17 protein-coding genes are annotated in these 23,590 nt (G+C 32.3%); 12 read left to right on the top strand and 5 right to left on the bottom strand.

All coding sequences use genetic code 11. The features are described 5' to 3' along the window. Positions 1 to 28 precede the first annotated feature (28 nt). The 4 genes from ACUN3A_RS00165 to ACUN3A_RS00150 all read left to right on the top strand — a co-directional run bounded on the left by ACUN3A_RS00165 (position 29) and on the right by ACUN3A_RS00150 (position 5,347). Positions 29 to 2,056 (top strand): hypothetical protein, encoded by a 2,028-nt coding sequence (locus tag ACUN3A_RS00165; protein WP_445549322.1) that lies wholly within the window; start codon positions 29 to 31, stop codon positions 2,054 to 2,056. Between the two features lie 25 nt (positions 2,057 to 2,081). Further along, positions 2,082 to 2,978: a LysR family transcriptional regulator gene (locus ACUN3A_RS00160; protein ID WP_445549321.1), complete on the top strand. Its 897-nt coding sequence runs from the start codon at positions 2,082 to 2,084 to the stop codon at positions 2,976 to 2,978. Positions 2,979 to 3,049: 71 nt separating this feature from the next. After that, positions 3,050 to 4,012 carry a YeiH family protein gene (locus ACUN3A_RS00155; RefSeq protein WP_445549320.1) on the top strand — a complete coding sequence of 321 codons (963 nt, stop codon included), beginning with the start codon at positions 3,050 to 3,052 and terminating at the stop codon, positions 4,010 to 4,012. A 333-nt stretch (positions 4,013 to 4,345) separates the two neighbouring features. After that, positions 4,346 to 5,347 (top strand): zinc dependent phospholipase C family protein, encoded by a 1,002-nt coding sequence (locus tag ACUN3A_RS00150; RefSeq protein WP_445549319.1) that lies wholly within the window; start codon positions 4,346 to 4,348, stop codon positions 5,345 to 5,347. A gap of 81 nt (positions 5,348 to 5,428) precedes the next feature. Here ACUN3A_RS00150 and ACUN3A_RS00145 read toward each other — a convergent pair whose 3' ends face one another. Both ACUN3A_RS00145 and ACUN3A_RS00140 read right to left on the bottom strand, forming a co-directional pair. After that, entirely contained in the window at positions 5,429 to 7,528 is a 2,100-nt protein-coding gene (locus tag ACUN3A_RS00145) for an LTA synthase family protein (RefSeq protein WP_445549318.1), read from the bottom strand. 148 nt (positions 7,529 to 7,676) lie between these two features. Further along, positions 7,677 to 9,221: a hypothetical protein gene (locus tag ACUN3A_RS00140; protein ID WP_445549317.1), complete on the bottom strand. Its 1,545-nt coding sequence runs from the start codon at positions 9,219 to 9,221 to the stop codon at positions 7,677 to 7,679. Positions 9,222 to 9,375: 154 nt separating this feature from the next. On the opposite strand from ACUN3A_RS00140, the gene ACUN3A_RS00135 reads away from it, so the two are divergent. From ACUN3A_RS00135 to ACUN3A_RS00100, 8 genes are all read left to right on the top strand, one after another. Next, entirely contained in the window at positions 9,376 to 10,545 is a 1,170-nt protein-coding gene (locus tag ACUN3A_RS00135; protein ID WP_445549316.1) for a 2-isopropylmalate synthase, read from the top strand. A gap of 30 nt (positions 10,546 to 10,575) precedes the next feature. Further along, complete coding sequence (gene leuB, locus ACUN3A_RS00130; RefSeq protein WP_445549315.1) at positions 10,576 to 11,691, top strand: 3-isopropylmalate dehydrogenase; 1,116 nt, start codon at positions 10,576 to 10,578, stop codon at positions 11,689 to 11,691. Between the two features lie 271 nt (positions 11,692 to 11,962). Further along, positions 11,963 to 13,636, top strand: coding sequence for a dihydroxy-acid dehydratase (gene ilvD / locus ACUN3A_RS00125; RefSeq protein WP_445549314.1), 1,674 nt, complete (start codon positions 11,963 to 11,965; stop codon positions 13,634 to 13,636). A 66-nt stretch (positions 13,637 to 13,702) separates the two neighbouring features. Continuing rightward, entirely contained in the window at positions 13,703 to 15,391 is a 1,689-nt protein-coding gene (gene ilvB / locus ACUN3A_RS00120) for a biosynthetic-type acetolactate synthase large subunit (RefSeq protein ID WP_445549313.1), read from the top strand. 6 nt (positions 15,392 to 15,397) lie between these two features. Beyond that, on the top strand, positions 15,398 to 15,916 hold the full coding sequence (gene ilvN / locus ACUN3A_RS00115) for an acetolactate synthase small subunit (protein ID WP_445549312.1): 519 nt from the start codon (positions 15,398 to 15,400) through the stop codon (positions 15,914 to 15,916). Positions 15,917 to 15,999: 83 nt separating this feature from the next. Then, entirely contained in the window at positions 16,000 to 17,472 is a 1,473-nt protein-coding gene (gene ilvC, locus ACUN3A_RS00110; protein ID WP_445549311.1) for a ketol-acid reductoisomerase, read from the top strand. Between the two features lie 417 nt (positions 17,473 to 17,889). Further along, positions 17,890 to 19,800, top strand: coding sequence for an acetate--CoA ligase (gene acs / locus ACUN3A_RS00105; RefSeq protein WP_445549310.1), 1,911 nt, complete (start codon positions 17,890 to 17,892; stop codon positions 19,798 to 19,800). A gap of 232 nt (positions 19,801 to 20,032) precedes the next feature. Continuing rightward, positions 20,033 to 20,413 carry an ankyrin repeat domain-containing protein gene (locus ACUN3A_RS00100; protein WP_445549309.1) on the top strand — a complete coding sequence of 127 codons (381 nt, stop codon included), beginning with the start codon at positions 20,033 to 20,035 and terminating at the stop codon, positions 20,411 to 20,413. Positions 20,414 to 20,502: 89 nt separating this feature from the next. Here the strand turns inward: ACUN3A_RS00100 and ACUN3A_RS00095 are convergent, their stop codons facing one another. From ACUN3A_RS00095 to ACUN3A_RS00085, 3 genes are read right to left on the bottom strand one after another with little or no spacing between them, the layout of a single operon-like run. After that, entirely contained in the window at positions 20,503 to 21,105 is a 603-nt protein-coding gene (locus tag ACUN3A_RS00095) for a DUF2238 domain-containing protein (RefSeq protein ID WP_445549308.1), read from the bottom strand. A 26-nt stretch (positions 21,106 to 21,131) separates the two neighbouring features. After that, positions 21,132 to 22,169 carry a cytochrome d ubiquinol oxidase subunit II gene (cydB, locus tag ACUN3A_RS00090; protein ID WP_445549307.1) on the bottom strand — a complete coding sequence of 346 codons (1,038 nt, stop codon included), beginning with the start codon at positions 22,167 to 22,169 and terminating at the stop codon, positions 21,132 to 21,134. A 4-nt stretch (positions 22,170 to 22,173) separates the two neighbouring features. Beyond that, the gene (locus ACUN3A_RS00085) at positions 22,174 to 23,526 is read right to left on the bottom strand and encodes a cytochrome ubiquinol oxidase subunit I (RefSeq protein WP_445549306.1); all 1,353 of its coding nucleotides are present in this window, start codon (positions 23,524 to 23,526) and stop codon (positions 22,174 to 22,176) included. Positions 23,527 to 23,590 lie beyond the last annotated feature (64 nt).

Below are 23,590 nucleotides of genomic sequence, written 5' to 3'. Positions count from 1 at the left end.
TAAATATTTAAATCTTTTAATCTAAAAAATGACAACAAACACGATTCTATTACTTATACTTTCTTTGTTAATAGCGGGTGGTCTGTCGTTTTTTCAATATTTATACAAAGTCAAAAACAAATCAAAAGTCGGTTTGTTTTTGACTTTTTTGCGTTTTTCAAGTGTTTTTTTAATTCTATTACTTCTGATAAATCCAATTATCACAACAAGTAAGTTAGAAATTGTAAAAACACCATTACCTATTGTGGTTGATAATTCCAGTTCTATTTCTTTTTTGAATACAAAAGAAAAAGCTTTAGAATTATCTCAAAAATTAGCTTCCAATAATGCTATTCAAGATAAATTTGAAGTGCAATCCTATTTTTTTGATTCCGATTTTAGACAATCAGATAGCCTTACTTTTGATGGGACTCAAACGAATTTGGATTTGGTTGCCAAAAATTTGAAGAGTATTTATAAAAATGCATTTTATCCAACAGTGATTATTACCGATGGAAATCAAACTTCGGGCAATGATTATGTTTATAGCTTTAATGAAAATAATAAAGTCTATCCTTTGGTTTTGGGAGATACTACCAAGGTTTTGGATTTAAAAATCAATCAGCTGAATGTAAACAGATATGCGTTCCTAAAAAATAAATTCCCAGTAGAAGTATTTTTGCAATATTCAGGGAATAAAAGCATAACTGCTAATTTTAGTATAACTCAAGGAAATGAGGTCCTAAGTAAAGAGACTGTTTCGTTTTCGGCTTCTAAAAAAACAGCGACAGTAAATGTGCTTTTGCCTGCAAACAAAGTAGGATTACAGGTGTATAAAGCAAAAATTGATTCTAAGGAAAGTGAAAAAAACACGTTCAATAATATCAAAAATTTTGCGGTTGAAGTTATTGATCAAAAAACAACTGTTGCTATTATTTCAGCAACTAATCATCCTGATATTGCTGTTTTCAAAAGAGCAATTGAGTCTAATTTACAACATAAAGTAATATTAGTTAAACCAAACGAAATTAAATCTTTACAGGATTATAATGTACTTATTTTGTATCAGCCAACTTCTGTTTTTAAGTCAGTTTTTGAAGCTAATAAAAAAGCCAATTTAAACACGTTTATTATAACTGGAACGAGTACCGATTTTACATTTTTAAACCAACAGCAAAACAATTTTGTTTTTAAAATGAGCGGTCAGGAAGAAGATTATTTGGCTCGTTTTGAATCTCAGTTCAATCTATTTGCGGTGGATAATCTAGGATTCGAAAATTTTCCTCCTTTGGAGAATAGTTTCGGAACAATTACGACTAATGGTGAAGTCAATGTGTTGCTTTCTGCCAAAATTAGAAATATAGATGCCAAAGCTCCTTTGCTGTCTTTTACGGAGAATCAAGGAAGAAGAACGGCTTATTTATTTGGTGAAAACAGTTGGAAATGGAGTTTGCAAAGTCATATTGATAATCAGTCCTTTGAAAAATATGACGTTTTTATCAATAAGATTATACAATATTTAGCTTCTAATAATGCTAAAAAAGCATTGGTAGTCAATCACGAGAGCTTTTATAACTCTGGTGAAGCTATCGAAATTAATGCTCAATATTTCAATAAAAACTATGATTTTGATGAAAAAGCAAATTTGACAATTGCTGTGACCAACGTAAAAACAAAGCAAACTAAAAACTTCGATCTTTTAAAAGGAAACAATACCTATAAAGTAAATCTTGATGGACTTTTGGCTGGAAGTTATAATTTCTCTGTAAAAGAATTGAATTCCAAAACATCTTATTCCAGTCATTTTGAAATTCTGGATTTTGATATTGAAAAGCAATTTGTAAATCCAGATGTTCAAAAATTAAAACAATTAGCCTCACAAACTAAAGGGAAAGCTTTTTATCCGAATCAAATTGATGCATTGATTAAAACATTGTTGGATAATGAGGAATATAAAGCGGTTCAGAAAGATGTTGTAACCAAATCTCCTTTGATAGACTGGAAATGGCTGTTGGTTTTGATTGCTGTTTTTCTTTCTACGGAATGGTTTGTTAGGAAATATAATGGGATGTTGTAGTTATTAATATAGAAAAAATACGAGTATGGATTTTAGACTAAAAGTATTTTTTACTGTTGCAACACGACTGAGCTTTACCAAAGCTGCTTCTGAATTATTCATTACGCAACCCGCTATTTCCAAGCATATCCAAGAATTGGAAGAAGAATACAAAATCAAGCTTTTTGAAAGAAACGGCTCGAAAATAGCGCTCACGAATGCGGGAGAAATGCTGTTGAAACATACCAAGAGTATCTTTGAAATTTACAGGGAAATTGACTTTGATATGAGTACATTTATCAATGAGCGAAAAGGTTTGTTACGATTGGGTGCCAGTACTACGATTTCTCAATACATTATTCCGCCGTTGTTGGCACGATTTCATCAAAAATTGGAATCTGTTAAAGTGAATTTGCTAAATGGAAACACAGAACAAATTGAAAATGCTCTGCTGAACAAAGAAATTGAAATTGGAATTGTGGAAGGGCAATCTAAAAATCAATCGATAAAATACACGCAATTTATTAGAGATGAGTTGGTTTTGGTTTGTAATGTGAATCATCCTTTAGTTCACAAAAAAGAAATTGCTCCAGCTGATTTTAAGTCTTTGCGATTTGTTGTGCGTGAACAAGGTTCAGGAACACTTGAAGTTATTGAATATGCCTTGAAACCTTTTCATATTAAAATTGATGATTTACAGGTTGAAATGCAGTTAGGTAGTACCGAAAGTATTAAATCGTATTTGTTAAATTCGGATTGTGTGGCTTTTATGTCAATTCATGCGATCTCTAAAGAATTGAAAAATAAAGAATTGCAAATAATTGATGTTGATAATTTGACAATTGAGCGTTATTTTTACATCATTACTCTACAAGGAAAATCAGATTCGCTTACTGAATTATTCATAAAAAACATTTCGAGTTATTATAACTTAAAGTTATAGTAGATTATTTTTAACGATTAGCCTTTCTGGCGTTTTCAAGCGACCTTTGTAGTGTTAAAAATGATAAAGAAATGAAAACGCATAGTGTGAATGCTCCAATTTTTTTTAGAATCAATACTACAGTGCAACAAATTATTTTTGTTTTGCTGTTGCTTCTTTGTTTATTTCCTATCATTTCTCCTCCGATAGCCTTACTATTGGGATTGATTGTTGCAAACCTTTCAGGACATCCTTTTTTGCATTTAAATCATAGAGCAACTACCGTGTTATTGCAGGTTTCTGTTGTAGGATTGGGATTTGGTATGAATGTGAATAGTGCTGTTGCTGCAGGTAAGGAAGGTTTCTTTTTTACAATTGGTTCCATTATAGCAACTATTGCTTTGGGAACTTTGTTGGGAAAATGGTTCAAAATTCAGAAGAAAACATCTCATCTCATTTCTTGCGGAACGGCTATTTGCGGAGGAAGTGCTATTGCTGCAATTGCTCCAGTAATACAATCGGATGAAAAGCAAACTTCGGTGGCTTTGGGAGTGATTTTTATATTGAATTCAATTGCTTTGTTTGTATTTCCTTCCGTTGGACATTTATTGAATATGTCTCAAAATGATTTTGGTATGTGGTGTGCTATTGCGATTCACGATACGAGTTCTGTAGTGGGAGCTGCTAATAGATATGGAGCTGAGGCTTTGCAGGTTGCTACAACGGTTAAATTAGCCAGAGCTTTGTGGATTATTCCTGTGGCTTTAATTACTGCAGTCGTTTTTAAAAATAAAGCAAGTAAATTAAAAATACCATACTTTATTGGATTGTTTATTTTGGCAATGATTTGTAATACTTATTTTTCTCCTGTTGCGAATATTGCTCCGCATTTTGTATCAATTGCAAAAACAGGACTAACAGTTACTTTATTTTTGATAGGGGCGGGGCTTAACCGTTCTGTTTTGAAATCGGTAGGATTATTGCCGTTATTACAAGGTGTTTTGCTTTGGATAAGTATTGCTTTAGGTACTTTATTGGCGATATTGTATTTTTAAATAACAGATTAGAATTGTGATTTAGCTATTGATTACTTTTATTTTCTTCATAATTAGTTATTTCCAGATATAGTTTTGATTACGCTTTTTTGCGTGAGGGATTGAAGTGGAACTCTTTTTCTTTTCAAATGCCACGGGTTTAAACCCGTGGCATTTGAAAAGAAAAAAGCGGGAACGGAAAGCCCGACCCTGAGTTTTTTACGAAGGGTCACGCCCAAATTATTATCAATGACAGTTTTAGATTTATTTTCTTTGAGTTAACATAATATTAAACACAAAATGCTTGAATTATGTTTAAAAAAAATACTTTTGTACTTCGATAAAATAGATATAATGAAAAACTTTAAATTGAAACAATCAGTACTTACTTTCTCTGCAATTGGTATTGCTTTTATTACTTTGTCTTGGGGTATTTTTGGTCACGAGCATATTAATAATTCGGCTGTAATGGCTTTGCCAAAACCAATGCAAACATTTTTTTATAATCATATTGATTTTATAACTCAAGAAGCCACGGTTCCAGATTTGCGAAAATATACATTGCGTGATAAAGCTGAAGGACCACGTCATTATATGGACGTAGAGAATTTTGGAGCGGTAGATTCTATTCCGCTTCCATTTGAAGATGCTAAGAAAAAATATACGGAGAAGTTTTTGAATGATAACGGTATCTTGCCTTGGTATATTCAGGAAGTAATGACCAAGTTAACGAAAGCAATGAAAGACAAAAGAAAGACTGAAATTTTGTTTTTAGCAGCAGATTTGGCTCATTATATTGGCGATGCAAACATGCCTTTGCATACATCTGCGAATCATGATGGGCAACTTACGAATCAAAAAGGAATACATTCTATGTTTGAATCCCGTATTCCGGAATTGTTTGGTAAGAACTATAATTATTATACAGGAGAAGCCAAGTACATTGATAATGTTGAAAAAGCGACTTGGGATATGGTAAAGGATTCACATAGTCAAGTAGCAGTTCTTTTGCAAGTTGATAAAAAGTTGCGTGATAGCTTTGTGCCTGGGAATATATTTGATAAAGATGAAAAAGGGAATATTGCTAAGAATAAGTTTAATGATATGATTTATTCTAAAGAATATGTGACTCAATTTCATACCGCTTTGAATGGTTTAGTGGAAAAACAAATTCGTAAAGCCATTGTTTCTACAGCCAATTTTTGGTACACAGCTTGGGTTAATGCAGGAAAACCAAATCTTGAAGAATTAGATTCAAAAGAAATGACTAACCGCAATAAAAAGAATTTAAAGAATGATTTAAAACTTTGGAAAACTGGAAAACTTTTTGGTTTGGAGAGTGAGAATGATTTTTAATTAACTGTTTGAAAGTAAATAGAAAAGCCTGTAAATTGAATATTTACAGGCTTTTTTGTATTTAAGAAATTAGAACTTAATTTATTTTACTTGTTGGTATTTCTTTTTCTTCAAAATATCTGATGCTGTTTGATAATATGATATAGCTTCGTTAACAAGGTCTGTTCTTTCGGATTTCAAAGGAACCTGATCGTAATAGATTTGAAAATCTGGAGCCGTTTTTTGATCTGGTTTTAAATTCAATTGAAATTGTTTTACGGCTTGTTTTGGAGAAAGTATTGTCAACACATTGTCTTTAATCAATCCCAAATCCTGATAAGTAGCTATTAATGCTCTTGGTTTATAATCTGATTTTAAAACATCTTGTCCGTAAAATTTACTTTGGTAATTGAAGTGTAACAAACCAAAAAGCGTTGGCATTACATCGATTTGTGACATTACATTCGTATATTTTTTGGGCTGAATAAATCCTGGGCTGTAAATCATGGCTGGAATTCTGTATTTATCAACAGGAAGTTCTGTTTTACCTGCACTTGAAGCACAGTGATCGGCAAGAATTACAAAAACTGTATTTTTGAACCACGGTTGTTTGCTTGCCATAGCAAAGAATTTTCTCAAAGCATAATCGGTATATTTTACACCGCCTTCACGAGATTTAGAATCGCCTGGAATATCAATTTTATCATTTGGGTAGGTAAATGGACGGTGATTGCTCACAGTCATCCAGTGATTAAAGAACGGTTTACCAGTTTTGGCTTCGGTATTCATCGTTTTTATGGCTTTATTAGCCATATCTTCGTCGCAAACTCCCCAAATATTAGCAAAAGTAATTTCTTCGGGTGCGAATGTTTTTTTATCGATAATATCATATCCATTTCCTGTAAAAAAGTCTTCCATATTGTCAAAAAAGGCATCACCTCCGTAAAGGAATTTTACATTGTACTCTTTTTGTTTAAAAACAGACGCTGTAGAAAATTTGTTTTTATTGTCTTCTCGTTTTACCACACTTTCTCCAGCAGTAGGAGGAAAGCATAAGGTTACTGCTTCAAGTCCACGAACGGTTCTATTTCCAACAGCATATAAATTAGTAAACAATAAACTCTTTTGAGCCAAATCGTCCAAAAATGGAGTGATCTTTTGGTCATTACCATACATTTTCATAAAATCGGCACTGTAGCTTTCAATGGTAATTAAAACAACGTTTTTAGTTATTTCAGTACTGTCGCTTTTAATTTGTCTTAAAGTTGAAACTCCAGAAATTGATGGAATTTGTTTTCCTAGTAAAGCAAATGCTTCATTTTCGGGTAAAGTCTTGTAAAATTTAAAATAATCTAATTCACTGTTCATGAAAGCCAAATAGAAACGGTACATTCCATTAGCCTGCAGTTCATTGGTGAAAACATTTTGAGAGTTTTCTTTTTTAGCTAATGAAGGAACAGCGTATAAAGCGATAGCAAACAATGCAAGATAAATTGCAGATATCTTCAATTTCTCAGGAAATGTTGGAATGGTATCAATATAATTTCTTGTTCTTTTTACAATAAAATAAGTCACAGTACCAGCAATTAAAAACAATGCTGAAAATAACGGAATTACAGGGTAAGATTCCATGATGTTCCCAATTACTTCATTAGTGTAAACTAAATAATTTACAGCTATAAAGTTGTATTTAACTCCAAATTCATTCCAGAAAAAATACTCGCTAATTCCATTTTGAAGGATAAGTACAACATATAAAAACATCACAAAAGTGAATAGCCAAAATCTGATTTTGTCTCTATGTTTTGGAAGAAAAAGTAAAAGTCCGAACAAAAGTGTTTTGAGTCCGACGAAAATCAAACCGATTTTTGGTAAAGCTCCACCATATTCATTTAGAATCGTTTTTCCAGATGCAATATAAAGGAACAATGCAACAAAAAAAACGAAAATTATGTAACCGTATGGCTTGTAGTATTTAGAGTTTGATATAAAAATAAGATATAACCACAAGAATCCTGTTGCTATAACAAATACAAATAGATCTGAAACAATACCTATAGTAAAGATTTTTAAGCTATCAATAAAAACAAAAGAAGTTTGTGTTATAGGATGAAACATCAACACAATTCGAAGAACAAAACTTACGATGATATAGAAAAGTGCTAGGTTGTAAAAAGGAGAAAACTTTTTTAGTAGGTTCATAGAGTAATTTTATTTTTGGGCAAAAATACAAAAAAGAGGGGCGAAATGATGTTTATGCTATAATTTGATTATTTAATTGTACATAAACAAAAATGACCCCAAGCTATTTTGGAGTCATTTTTGTTTAAAATTAAGAGTTTTCTTGTGATTATCGATTTATCAATTTTGCTTTTTCTTTGATAATATCACTTATTTTTTTATTCTCAATTTTACTTTCAAGCCATGAAATAATATCTAAATATAAAAAAGCTCTTTTCTCATAGGTGTTTTTTTCTAATTCAATAAATCGCTCTCTCATTTTGATAAACTCTTTCTTAATATCGCTCGGATATAAGTTGCTCAAGTTTTTTAGAAAACGAATAATCTCTTTTTGCACCTCATGTAAGTCATTCATTTTGATTAAAAATTTATAAGTACTCAATAGCTGACTTTCTAAATTAAAATCTTTGCCTGATTCATAATGCGCAATTAAACACAATAAACGGGCAAAACAAGCCAAATCCTCACGAACATAAAGATTTTTGTTATTGATGATTTTTTCCAAATAAACGATACATTCTTGGTACTTTTCATTTCCAAAATAAATACTGGCAATTTTGTAATAGAACATCATTTCGTGGTGTTCATCCAAGTGCTCACTATGAACTTTTATTTTGTTTAAAATCTCAGGAATGAGATATTCGCTTTCAGCAAAAGTGCCTTCTAGTATATGATAGTTTAATTTATTATTATAAATGTATAGAAATGATAGAGAAGCAATATTGTCATTTACAGGGAATCTTGGATCGCTGATGGTTTCTTCTAAAAGGTTTAAATATTTTTTAAAATTGGTTTTGTATTTCAACATGAATAGAGATTCCAATAAGTAATGATTTCCTTTTAGGAAAAAAACAGGGTTTAGGAAAATCATATTCTTATTGTCATAAAATAAAGTGACCCATTTAGCCGCAAATTTATAACAGGAAAGAAAATCTTGTACTAAAAAGCTTCTCCAAAGATTGGCATTATAGAACCAATATTTTTCTCTAAAACCAAATTTAGATTGATCTAAACGCGCAATGTGTTTTACGAAATAATCATCAATATATTTGTATTCTTCATCGCTTTTTACATAACCTGTTTTAAGCATTATACCATACAATTGAAGCGATAAATTAGATAATTTACTTGAAATGGTATTGCGGTAGTTCAGTTCTTTGGCCTGAATAACTAATTCATCGGCACGTCCTTGAATACTTCTGGTAATGTATTGTGATTCAATTAGTTTTTCGAATTCAACGATTTCAAATGCCATATATTTTTCATCGTTTTCTATGGCTTGTTGCTTTGTTTTGTCTAATATTTTAAGACTTTGTTTGTAAAGACCTTTATTATATAGTATGGCTGCGAAGTCAATTTGTTCGCGCAGTTGATACCTGATATTCTGACTAGGAATATTCAAACGAATGCTTACTAGTATTTGTTTGTATAGATAAGATTTTAAATTAGACAATTGTACTTTTTTAATCAAACCGTTCTTAAGTATCAGTTTCTCATCATATACTTCTGATTTATCCAAAATATTAAATAATTCGATAAATTTTGTATTTGAACTGGTCTCTAAACGGCTCGCAAAAATTTTAAATTGCCTTTTTTCAGATTTGGAAAGGGATTTTATTAATACAAATAAAAAATCTTTTTGATGGTTAGCCATTGTATTATAAAAGTGTTTAACTTGCTGTTTTTCAGCACATTGATTTGTTATTTTTTACGTTATAAATAGTATATTTACTCAAAAGTAGGTTTAGTTTTGAGTAAATGAAAAGTATATTTGTTTCAAGATGTGAAATTACATTAAATAAATTAAAATGAATAGAGAGAAAGTTCAAATTTTTGATACCACTTTAAGAGACGGAGAGCAGGTCCCAGGATGTAAATTAGACACCAATCAAAAACTCGTTATAGCCAATCGCCTTGACGAAATGGGAGTAGACATCATTGAAGCTGGTTTTCCTGTTTCTAGTCCAGGTGATTTTTTATCTGTTTCTGAAATATGTAAAATTGTAAAAAACGCAACTGTTTGTGGGCTTACCAGAGCTGTAGAAAATGATATTGATGTAGCAGCACAAGCTTTGAAGCATGCGGTTAGACCTAGAATACATACAGGAATAGGGACTTCGGATTCACATATTATTCATAAATTACAAACTACACCAGAAGATATAATTGCAAGAGCTAAACATGCTGTTGCACACGCTAAAAAATATGTTGAAGATGTAGAGTTTTACGCAGAAGATGCAGGTAGAACAGATAATGCATTCTTGGCTAAAGTTTGTGAAGAAGTAATAAAATCAGGTGCTACTGTTCTTAATATTCCGGATACTACTGGATATTGTTTGCCAGAAGAATATGGTGCAAAAATAAAATACCTTAAAGAAAATGTAAAAGGAATTGAAAACGTTACTATTTCTTGTCATTGTCATAATGATTTAGGTATGGCTACTGCGAATTCAATTGCTGGAGCTGTAAATGGTGCTCGTCAAATTGAATGTACTATTAATGGTATAGGGGAAAGAGCTGGAAATACTGCCCTTGAAGAAGTGGTTATGATTTTTAAACAACATCCTTATTTAAATTTATATACCGATATTGATAGTAAACAATTGAACGAAATGAGTCGATTGGTTTCTGATAGTATGGGAATGATTGTGCAGCCAAATAAAGCAATAGTTGGTGCTAATGCTTTTGCTCATAGTTCTGGAATTCACCAAGATGGTGTAATCAAAAATAGAGCTACTTATGAAATCATGGATCCTTTAGATGTTGGGGTCAATGAGTCGTCTATTATTCTTACTGCAAGAAGCGGTAGAGCTGCTTTGGCTTATAGAGCTAAAAAAGTAGGTTACGAGCTTACCAAAACACAATTAGATATTGTATATGTTGAGTTTTTAAAATTTGCCGATATCAAAAAAGAAGTTTTGGATAGTGATATTCATCAAATTATAGAAGCTAGCAGAATATATGTTGACAATTTTTAATAGAAATATTACTTCTAAAAAATAAATAAAATGAACTTAAAAATAGCAGTACTTTCAGGTGATGGTGTAGGTCCAGAAGTTATCTTACAAGCTAAAAAAGCGTTGTATGCTATTAGTGTTGCTTATGATCATGAATTTATTTTTGAGGATGCATTTATAGGAGCTGTTGCTATCGAAAAAACGGGGAATCCTTTGCCAGAACAGACACTTAATCTTTGTTTAAATACGGATGCTGTGTTGTTTGGTGCTATTGGAAATCCTAAATATGATAACAATCCGGAATCTAAAATCCGTCCAGAGCAAGGATTATTAAGACTAAGACAAGAACTAGGTCTTTTTGCAAATATTAGACCAATAAAACCATTTAAAAATCTTCTGGATGCTTCTCCTATAAAAAAAGAAGTAATCGAAAATGTAGATTTTGTAATTTATAGAGAGTTAACTGGTGGATCGTATTATGGCGATAAAGTCACAAACGATGAAGGAACTTTTGCTTCAGATATATGTGAATATTCAGAAACTGAAATTAATCGTATAACGCATCAGGCTTTTAAAGCGGCCCAAGGCAGAAGAAAAAAAGTAACGTTGGTTGATAAGGCTAATGTGTTGGAAACGTCTAGATTGTGGAGAAAATTAGTTAAAGAGATTGCGAAACAATATCCAGATGTAAAATTAGAATGCCAATACATTGATAATGTTGCTATGCAAATTATTACAGACCCAAAACAGTATGATGTAATCTTAACAGAGAATCTGTTTGGTGACATATTATCAGATGAAGCTTGTGCAATTATGGGGTCTATAGGATTGATGGCGTCTGCCTCAGTAGGAGAAAATAAAGCACTTTTTGAGCCAATTCATGGCTCTTATCCACAAGCAAAAAAGAAGAATATTGCTAATCCTATTGCTTCAATTTTATCGGCAGCTATGTTGTTAGAACATTTTGGATTACATAAAGAAGCTAAAAAAGTATATGAAGCTGTAGAGAAAGCAATTGAATATAAAGTAGTTACTATTGATTTGAACCCAGGTTCAAGATTTGGGACTAATGATGTTGGAGATTTTATTTCAAATGTTATATTAAGTAAAGATGATTTGTATTTTAAAAACGATAATGTTCAAATTGGGCAGTCAACTATCGTTTAATTAGTTAAAGTCACAAAACATTGCATTAAATCACTAAATATTATTAGTTTGTTGATATAATTTTTTTTTGTTGTGATTTTTTTTATACTTTTGCAAAGTCAAAAAAAAGAAAATGAAACACATTATCAACGTCCTTTTAGTTTTAAGTGTCATTGTGGTAATCACATATGAAAAGGGATTGGTATAGATATAAGTGAAAATATATTTAAAACCTCCCATAATTTGGGAGGTTTTTTTTTAAATAAAAATAAAATACACAAATAAAAATAGAATGGAATTAAATAAATACAGCAAGACAATCACGCAAGATGAAACACAACCAGCTTCTCAGGCTATGTTCTACGGAATTGGTTTGACAGAAGAAGATCTTAAAAAAGCGCAGGTAGGAATTGTAAGTATGGGTTATGATGGAAATCCTTGTAACATGCACTTAAACGACCTGGCTAAAGATATTAAGACAGGAGTCTGGGATGCTGATTTAGTCGGTTTGATTTTTAATACTATTGGTGTAAGTGATGGTATTTCAAACGGAAATGATGGAATGCGTTTTTCTTTGGTTTCTCGTGATGTAATTGCAGATTCTATTGAAACAGTTATGGGAGCACAATGGTATGACGGTTTGATTGCTGTACCAGGTTGTGATAAAAATATGCCAGGTGCCTTAATGGCTATGGGTAGAGTAAATCGCCCATCTATTATGGTTTACGGAGGATCTATTCACCCAGGAAAATGGAAAGGTGAAGATTTGAATATTGTTTCTGCTTTTGAAGCTTTAGGTAAAAAAATCAAGAACACAATTACACCTGAAGATTTCAAAGGAGTAATTCAAAATGCTTGTCCAGGTGCAGGTGCTTGTGGTGGAATGTACACAGCTAACACTATGTCATCAGCAATTGAAGCATTAGGAATGAGTTTGCCTTACAGTTCTTCTAATCCAGCTTTGAGTCCAGAAAAGAAACAAGAATGTGTTGATGCTGGTAAAGCAATCAGAATATTATTAGAAAAAGATATAAAACCTAGAGACATTATGACTCGTAAAGCATTCGAAAATGCAATTACGATAGTAGCTGTTTTAGGAGGTTCTACAAATGCGGTTATGCACTTAATTGCAATGGCTCACTCTGTAGGTATTGAATTGACATTAAAAGATTTTCAAGATATTAGTGATAAAACACCATTATTAGCCGACTTGAAACCAAGTGGTAAATACTTAATGGAAGATTTACACAATGTTGGTGGTGTTCCTGCGGTAATGAAATATTTATTAAAAGAAGGTTTCTTGCACGGGGATTGTTTAACTGTAACAGGGAAAACAATTGCAGAGAATTTAGCTTCAGTTCCTGATTTGCATGATGGTCAAGAAGTTATTCATGAAATTCAAAAAGCATTAAAAGCTACTGGAAATATTCAAATTCTTTATGGAAATCTAGCTACAGAAGGTTGTGTTGCTAAAATTAGTGGTAAAGAAGGAGAATTTTTTGAAGGTACAGCTGTAGTTTTTGAAGGTGAAAAAGATGTAATCAGAGGAATACAAGCAGGAGAAGTGAAACCTGGAAACGTAGTAATTATTCGTTACTGTGGTCCAAAAGGTGGTCCTGGAATGTCTGAAATGTTAAAACCAACATCTGCTATTATGGGAGCTGGTTTAGGAAATTCAGTTGCTTTAATTACTGACGGACGTTTCTCTGGAGGTTCACACGGTTTTGTCGTCGGGCATGTTACTCCAGAAGCGTATGAGGGTGGTGGAATTGCATTAATCGAAAACGGTGATGTTATTACAATTGATGCTGTGAAAAATACTATCGATATGAAAATTTCTAATGAAGAATTGGTAAAACGTAAAGCCAATTGGAAACAGCCAGTATCACCAATCAAACAAGGAGTTTTACTTAAATATATGCGTTCGGTCTCCAGTGCCTCTGAGGGATGTGTTACCGACAAATAATTTAATAAAAACTAACAATCTTTAAGTCTGAAACAAAAAGATTTATAGATAAAAAAGATAAAATACATGAAAATATCAGGGGCAGAAGCCGTTATCAGATGTTTATTGGCAGAAGGTGTAGATTTGGTTTATGGTTATCCAGGTGGAGCAATCATGCCGGTTTACGATGAATTATATAAATTTCAAGATCAATTGCACCATGTTTTGGTGCGTCACGAACAAGGTGCGGCTCATGCTGCGCAAGGTTTTGCAAGAGCTACAGGTAAAGTAGGGGTAGCGATTGCTACTTCTGGACCAGGTGCAACCAATTTAGTAACAGGTATTGCTGATGCTCAAATCGACTCTACACCGTTAGTGTGTATTACAGGTCAGGTTGGAAAGCACTTATTAGGTTCTGATGCTTTTCAGGAAACAGATATTATTGGAATTTCAACTCCAGTAACAAAATGGAATTATCAAATTACTGAAGCTCACGAAATTCCAGAAATTATTGCTAAAGCTTTTTATATCGCGAGATCAGGTCGTCCAGGCCCAGTTTTGATTGATATTACAAAAAATGCTCAATTCGATGAATTCGAGTTTAGTTATGAAAAATGTACTTCTATTAGAAGTTATCATCCAAAACCAGTTTTGAATCTTAAAAAAGTTGAAGAAGCTGCTGATATAATTAATAATGCCAAAAAACCATTTATCATTTTCGGTCAAGGTGTTATTTTAAGTCAAGCTGAAGAACAGTTGAAAAGATTGGTTGAGAAATCAGGAATTCCAGCAGCTTGGACTATTTTAGGACTTTCAGCTTTGCCAACAGACCATCCTCTAAATGTAGGTATGGTGGGGATGCACGGTAATTATGGTCCGAATGTTTTGACTAATGAATGTGATGTTTTAATTGCATTAGGGATGCGTTTTGATGACCGTGTTACTGGAAATTTAGCTACTTATGCTAAACAAGCTAAAGTAATTCATATTGAAATTGACCCAGCTGAAGTCGATAAAAACGTAAAAACAGAAGTTGCTGTTTTAGCTGATGTTAAAGAAGCATTGACTGCTTTGATTCCATTAATTGACAAAAAATCACACGATTCTTGGCACAATGAATTCAAAGAAAAATATAAAATTGAGTTAGAAGCTGTTATAGACGAAGAGTTAGCTCCAACTAATGGTAAAGGAATTTCGATGGGAGAAACTATCGAAATGATTAACAAACACTCGAAAGGGGATGCAATTATGGTTTCGGATGTAGGACAACATCAAATGTTTGCTTGCCGTTATGCTAAATTCAATACAACCAAAAGTAATGTTACTTCTGGAGGTTTAGGAACAATGGGATTTGCTTTACCAGCTGCTATTGGAGCTAAAATGGGTAGACCAGATCGTGAAGTTGTAGCGATTATTGGAGACGGAGGTTTTCAAATGAATATCCAAGAATTAGGTACAATTCATCAAACGAAAGTTCCAGTGAAGATTGTTGTGTTAAATAATGAATTTCTTGGTATGGTTCGCCAATGGCAAGAATTGTTTTTTGACTATAGATATGCTTCTACAGTAATGATAAATCCAAACTTTTGCGCTATTGCAGAAGGATATTATATCAAATCTAGAAAAGTAACTAAAAGAGAAGAATTAGACGAAGCAGTAGCTGAAATGTTAGCTTCCAAAGATTCTTATTTCCTTGAAGTTATGGTAGAAAAAGAAAACAATGTATTCCCAATGATTCCAACAGGAGCTTCGGTTTCTGATATCCGATTAAGTTAAAAAATTATGGAAAATAAAATATTCACCATTTCTGTTTATTCAGAAAACAATGTTGGTTTATTGAATAGGATTTCAGGGATTTTCTTGAAACGTCATATCAATATATTGAGTTTGAATGTATCCGGATCGGAAATTGAAAATGTTTCTCGTTTCATTATCGTAGTAAAAACTACTGAAAAATGGGTGCAAAACATTGTTGGTCAAATCGAAAAACAAATCGAAGTTATCAAAGCATTCTATCATGTAGATGAAGAAACGATTTTTTTAGAAAGTGCTATATTCAAAATAGACTCTAGTTTATTATTCGATGAAAGACAAATTCAGAATATCATCAAAGAGAGTCATTCTGAAATCGTAACCGTATCAAGAGACTTTTTCGTGATTTCAAAATCAGGAAAACATGCAGAAATTCAAGCTTTATACGAAAAACTAAAACCTTTTGGAATTATGCAATTTGTACGTTCTGGCAGAATATCGGTTTCAAAAGAAAAAATGGAAATATCATCCTTATTAGAATCATTATAGTAAAACATAATCTGTAGCATTAAAAATTGGCAGATTACAATTTCAATTATTAAAATTTTACATTCATTAAATATTAAAAAAAAATGGCAAATTATTTCAATTCATTACCACTTAGATTACAATTAGAACAATTAGGAGTTTGTGAATTCATGGATCAATCTGAATTCTCAAATGGAATAGATGCATTAGCAGGAAAAAAAGTAGTTATTGTTGGTTGTGGAGCTCAAGGTTTGAACCAAGGTTTAAACATGAGAGATTCAGGTTTAGATATTTCTTATGCTTTACGTGCTGATGCAATTGCTGAGAAAAGAGCTTCTTTTAAAAATGCTACTGATAATGGATTCAAAGTGGGAACTTATGAAGAATTAATCCCAACAGCTGATTTAGTTTGTAACCTTACACCAGATAAACAACATACTGCTGTTGTTACAGCAATCATGCCATTGATGAAACAAGGTGCTACTTTAGCATATTCTCATGGATTTAATATTGTTGAAGAAGGAATGCAAATCCGTAAAGACTTAACTGTTATTATGTGTGCTCCTAAATGTCCAGGATCTGAAGTGCGTGAAGAATACAAAAGAGGATTTGGTGTACCAACTCTTATCGCAGTTCACCCAGAAAATGACCCTAATGGTTTTGGTTTAGATCAAGCAAAAGCGTATGCAGTTGCTACAGGAGGAAATAGAGCAGGAGTTTTACGTTCTTCTTTCGTAGCTGAAGTAAAATCAGATTTAATGGGTGAGCAAACAATCTTATGTGGATTATTGCAAACTGGTTCTATCTTGTGTTTTGACAAAATGGTTGCTGAAGGAATTGACGCTGGATATGCTTCTAAATTAATCCAATACGGATGGGAAACTATCACAGAAGGATTGAAATATGGTGGAATTACAAACATGATGGACAGATTGTCTAATCCTGCTAAAATTGCTGCATTCAATGCTGCTGAAGAATTAAAAGACATTATGCGTCCATTGTTCAGAAAACACATGGATGATATTATCTCTGGTCACTTCTCTAAAACAATGATGGAAGATTGGGCTAATGATGATAAAAACTTATTGGCTTGGAGAGCAGCTACAGGAGATACTAATTTTGAAAAAACTCCAGCTGGAAATGTTGAAATTTCTGAGCAAGAATACTACGATAATGGTACCTTAATGGTAGCTATGGTAAAAGCTGGTGTTGAATTAGCTTTCGAAGCAATGACAGATTCAGGAATTATCGAAGAATCAGCATACTACGAATCATTACACGAAACGCCATTAATTGCTAACACAATTGCAAGAAAGAAATTGTTCGAAATGAACCGTGTAATTTCTGATACTGCTGAGTACGGATGTTACTTATTTGATCACGCTGCTAAGCCATTAATCGCTGAATACGTGAAAAATGCACCAAGTAATTTAGTTGGACGTCCATTCAATAACGGAAATAACGGAGTTGATAATAAAGAGTTAATTGAAATTAATTCAATTATCAGAAACCACCCAGTTGAAGAAGTAGGAGCTTGGTTGAGAGAATCAATGACTGCAATGAAAAAAATTGTATAATTAATTATTAAGAATTTACCACACATGAGTGTGCGGGGATTTGCATAGTATCAAAAAGGGTTTAAATATTTTGAATTAGTAAGCACTTATTGGACAATTGGATGATATTCATGCATAATTACATTCACTTAACTTCGATTTTACTGTAAGTTAAGTGAAGTAATCCCTAGTTATATTTTAGCGGCTTTTTTTCATTAAAAAGAGAATAAAATTGTTGTTAATATTGTTATAAAAGGCATTTTAGTTTCTAACTATGCCTTTTTTTTGTTTTAAATTCGGAGATAATTCTAAAACGCTATTGAAAAATCATAAAATTTTGAAGAAATTCGTTTATTTATTATTTTTTTAATGCATTTTGCAAATGAATAGTTTTGAAAACCGAAGAGATTTAATACTTTTATAAAAAATTTAATAAAGATGAGTTATTTTAAAATTGATAGTCTAGAACAATACTTTAAACATTATAATAAATCGATACGTGAGCCTCGAAAATTTTGGGGAAAAATAGCTGAGGAAAACTTCACATGGTATCAATACTGGGACAAAGTTGTCGATTTTAATATGGCTGACGCCGAAGTAAAATGGTTTGTTGATGCTAAAGTAAATATTACTAAGAATTGTATTGATAGACATCTTGCTAAAAAAGGAGATAAAACCGCTATAATTTTTGAACCAAATGATCCTTCTGAGGAAGCATTGCACATAAGTTATAATGAACTTTATGAGCGTGTATCTAAAATGGCCAATGTTTTAAGAGAACAAGGTATTACAAAAGGGGATCGTGTTTGTATTTATTTACCAATGATACCTGAATTGGCAGTGTCAGTTTTGGCTTGTGCTAGAATTGGAGCTATACATTCAGTTGTATTTGCTGGTTTCTCAGCATCTGCGGTGGCTTCTAGAATAAATGATAGTGAATGTAAAATGGTAATTACTTCTGATGGTGGATACCGTGGAAATAAAACCATTGATTTGAAAGGAATAATCGATGATGCTTTGCAAAATTGCCCAAGTGTTACTTCTGTTTTAGTGGCAAAAAGAACAAATGCGGAAATCCAAATGAAAGCTGGTCGTGATAAATGGTTACAACCGCTTCTAGATAATGCACTTAATAATAGTGTTGCTGAAATCATGGATGCTGAAGATCCATTGTTTATATTGTATACGTCAGGATCGACAGGTAAACCTAAAGGAATGGTTCATACAACCGCTGGATATATGGTTTATACGGCCTATACTTTTAAGAACGTTTTCAATTATGAAGAGAATGACATTTTCTGGTGTACTGCTGATATAGGTTGGATTACTGGACACTCTTATATATTATACGGGCCATTATTAAATGGTGCAACTACTGTAATCTTTGAAGGTGTTCCTTCTTACCCAGATTTTAGCCGTTTTTGGGAAACAATAGAAAAACATAAAGTAAATCAATTTTATACTGCACCAACAGCTATTCGTGCATTAGCAAAAGAAAATTTATCTTATATTCAAAAATTCCCATTAAAATCTTTAAAAGTAATCGGTTCAGTTGGAGAGCCAATTAATGAGGAAGCTTGGCACTGGTATAATGATCACGTAGGAGGGAAGCGTTGCCCAGTTGTAGATACTTGGTGGCAAACAGAAACAGGTGGAATTATGATCGCTCCATTAGCGTTTTTAACGCCAACGAAACCAACTTACGCTACTTTGCCATTACCAGGAATTCAACCAGTTTTAATGGATGAAAAGCGTAATGAAATTGAAGGAAATCAAGTAGATGGAAGTTTGTGTATTAAATTTCCGTGGCCAGGTATTGCAAGAACGATTTGGGGAGATCATCAAAGATATAAAGACACCTATTTCTCTGCTTTCCCAGGTAAATATTTTACAGGTGATGGTGCTTTGCGTGACGAAGTTGGTTACTATAGAATTACTGGTCGTGTTGATGATGTAGTAATTGTTTCTGGTCATAATTTAGGAACGGCACCAATTGAAGATGCTATTAATGAACATCCAGCTGTGGCAGAGTCTGCAATTGTTGGTTTTCCACATGATATTAAAGGTAATGCTTTATATGGTTATGTGATTTTAAAAGAATCTGGTGAATATAGAGATAGAGATAATTTAACCAAAGAAATCAATCAGCATGTTGCTGATCACATTGGACCAATTGCTAAATTAGATAAAATCCAATATGTTACAGGTTTACCAAAAACTAGATCAGGAAAAATTATGCGCCGTATTTTAAGAAAAATTGCTGAAGGTGATTATTCTAATTTTGGTGATATTACAACTTTATTAAACCCTGAAATAGTTGATGAAATTGTTAAAGGGAAAATAGTTTAAAAGATATTTCAAATCTAATTAAAACTGCTTCAATTTCTGAAGCAGTTTTTTTTTGCTTTTTATTAAAATGTTGAGAATGAAATCGCTCTATTTTGTTATATAATTAGATTAAATTGTTAATTTTAAGTTAAAATTAAGTACTATGTGATGCATAATACCTTTTTAAAGATATATATTTGCATAGGATAATATCATAGTTATCTAATCAATCATCAATCAAAAATTAATTATCATGAAAAAATCAATCATCTATCTAGGAGTTGCTTTAATCACTGCAACAGGTGTTGTATCAGCATCAAATCTGAATTCATTTTCAAATACTTCTTATGAAGTTAAATCACATGAAAATGTATCACCTTTGAGTATTGCTATTTACAAAGGAGATTTAAACATCGTTAAAAAGTTTGTAGAATACGGAGCAGATGTAAATGAGCAATCAAATGGTTTGAGTCCATTAATGGTTGCTGCCCGTTACAATAAAGTTGAAATTATTAAATATTTATTGTCTAAAGGTGCTAAACTTGATGTAAAGGATGAATATGGATTTACTGCATTAAAATATGCAGAATTATCCAAAGCAAATGATGCTATTCAACTTTTGAAAAGTAAATAGTAAAAGCTTAAAAAGACATTATTTATAAAATAAATCATTTAAAATTAACCAAAAAAGCATCATTATACTCTTTATAATGATGCTTTTTTTTATGCATAAAATTTTACGATTTCTTTATCTTGTGTTTTTGAAAATAATAACAAAGAAGTAATAGCGCCAATTGTTGCAAACAACATATCCGATTGTGTGTCCCAAACATATCCTTGTGTTCCTAAAAAAGCATCTCCACCATCTCCTGTTGCAATAGAAACAAACCATTCAATCCATTCGTATGCTGCGCTAATTGCCAAACAAATGCATATAATTATAAAGTTAAAAAAGCTTTGATTTGAAATTACTTTCTTTCGAATAAAAAGTTCTCTAATTATCATAGCAGGTACAAAACCTTGTGCAAAATGCCCCACCTTGTCATAATTATTTCTACTTTGATGAAATACTTCTTTAATATAATCAAAAAAAGGAACTTCGGCATAAGTATAATGACCGCCAATGAAAAGGATGATACAATGAATTAAAATCAAAGTATAAGTAAAATTAGTAAAACTAAATTTTTTGAACGTCAATGCTAAGATTAAAAGTCCAATTATAGCAGGAATAATTTCTAAAAAACAAGTAAATCCTTCTTTCGGATTGATGATAGACCAAAGTAAAGTTGCAGTAAACAGGGTTAATAATAGATAGATATATTTCATTTGTGGCATATAAAGTTTTGTTATGTTTAATAACTGGTATCATCAAGCGCTACTTTTCCATTGAATGTTCTGTATAAAAAGAAAAAATAGGCTAATAATAAAGGTGCTCCTATGACAACTATTGTCAGCATTATACCCAATGATTTTTGGGAGGAAGCAGCATTGTAAATTGTTACGTTAAACTTTGGATCAATTGTTGAAATTAAAAGTGTTGGATATAATTGTAAAGCCACAAGAATTAGCAAAAAGGCCATTGTCAAAGAAGAAAATATCAATGCCAGCATGTATTGTTCTTTTGAAACTAATCGCGGAACATTGGCAACCGCCAAAAAAGAAATTACAGGAACCACAAAATAAATGGGATTCGCTCTAAAATTGGCAGTAACTTCAGGAATAAAAACTAGAGTATACAATGTGGTAATTCCAAAACTTATAATGAAGAAAATCATTCCTTTTTGGAGTAAAAATGTGAGCCTTAGATGTAGTCTCCCTTCTGTTTTTAATAAAAGATAAATAGCACCTTGTGTCATGAAAATGGATAGAGTTGTAAATCCAACCATTATGGCATAAGGATTCAGAAAATAAAAAAAGGCACCTCCTTGATAACTAAAATTTGGACCTAAAGCAAAACCTTGTAAAATATTGGCCAAAATAACTCCTAATAAAAAGGCAATTGAAATACTGGAAATGCTATAAATAATATCCCAACTAGTTCTCCACCATGTCATTTCTTCGATACTTCTAAATTTGATAGCAGCAGCACGAAGTATATTCAATACTAAAAAAAGCATAAAGGGTACATACATTGCAGATAACATTGTTGCATACATAACAGGAAATCCAGCAAATAATGCTCCACCACCAATAATTAACCAAACCTGATTAGCATCCCAAACTGGAGCAATAGCGTTTATAGCAATTCTTCGGCTTAAATCTTTTCTGAAAAATAAATGCCATGCACCAGCTCCAAAATCAAAACCTTCTAAAATGGCATAACCTGAAAATAATAATCCGATTACTAAATACCATAATGTTGGATAGTCAATTCCTAAAAATGTCTCCATAATACTAAAAAGTTTTGAAAGTTATTGGTGTTTGTGCTTCGTCATAGGGTCCATGTTTTATTTTTTTGTTAACGGTGTATAGAAATAAGACAAGCAATAGTGAATAGACAACCGTGAATATTACTAAAGAAAATACAATTTGATTGGCTGAGACTTCTTGAGAAAAAGCATTACTGGTTCTTAACTGTCCATAAACAACCCAAGGTTGTCTTCCCATTTCGGCAGTAAACCAGCCCACCTGATTAGCAATTTGAGGCAAAATAACTGAAAACGAGAAAATCCATAAGAGCCATTTGTTGTCAAATAATTTTCCCCTCCACCATAAAAAACTGGCGTATAATGTAAGTCCTATCAATGCCATTCCAATGGCAACCATAATATGATAAAATTGAAAAACTGCATTTATCTGGCTAGGCCTGTCTTCAACCGGAAAATTATTTAATCCTTTTATAGGAGCATTAAAATCCTGATGAACCAAGAAAGATAATCCGCCAGGTATTGCAATTCCAGTTACTTTTTGTTTTTCTTTATCGACCCAACCTAGAAGATATAAATCGGCAGGTTTATCTTTTTCAAAATGCCCTTCCATTGTCGCTAGTTTTGCGGGTTGATTTACAGAAACTCCATCCGCTGTACTATGACCTGAAATTAATTGGGTAAGTGAAAAAATGGTGGCAACAGCTAGAGAAATTTTGAAAGCCTTTTTCGATATTTCAATATAACGTCCTTTTCTAATGTAGTAAGCATGTACGCTTAACACCAAAAAGGCGCCAGCCAAAATTGCACCTTGCCAAGTATGAATGATTCGATCTACACTTGAAGGATTGAATACCATTGCCCAAAAATCGGTCACTTCGGCACGAGCGTGTAAGCCTGTACCAACAATATGATATCCCGCAGGAGTTTGCTGCCAGGAATTGGCAACGACAATCCAAACAGCAGAAAACATAGAGCCTAAAAACACACCTAAAGCAGATACAAAATGTACCCAAGGTTTTACACGATTCCATCCAAAAAGTAATACTCCAAGAAAAGTACTCTCCAAACCAAAAGCAAATAATCCTTCAGCAGCCAATGCACTTCCAAAAATATCACCTACATAACGCGAATAAACAGCCCAGTTCGTACCAAATTCAAATTCCATTATGATTCCAGTAGCGACACCTATTCCAAAAGTTATAGCAAATATTTTAATCCAAAAACGTGTCAAAATTTCGTAATCTTTATTTCCGGTTTTAAGATAAAGTCCTTCCATAATTACCATTATCAAACCAATTCCAATACTTAATGGGGGATAGATATAATGAAAGGCAATTGTAAAGGCAAATTGTATGCGGGCAAGTATTTCAACATCCATAATAAAAAAGCTTTATTTTAAAGTATAATATAAAAAAAAGCACCATTCTATAATGGTGCTTCGG

The sequence above is a fragment of the Flavobacterium sp. WC2509 genome (assembly GCF_052683105.1).
The sequence above is the reverse complement of the archived record's forward strand: the minus strand, read 5'-3'. Positions and strand labels throughout refer to the sequence as shown.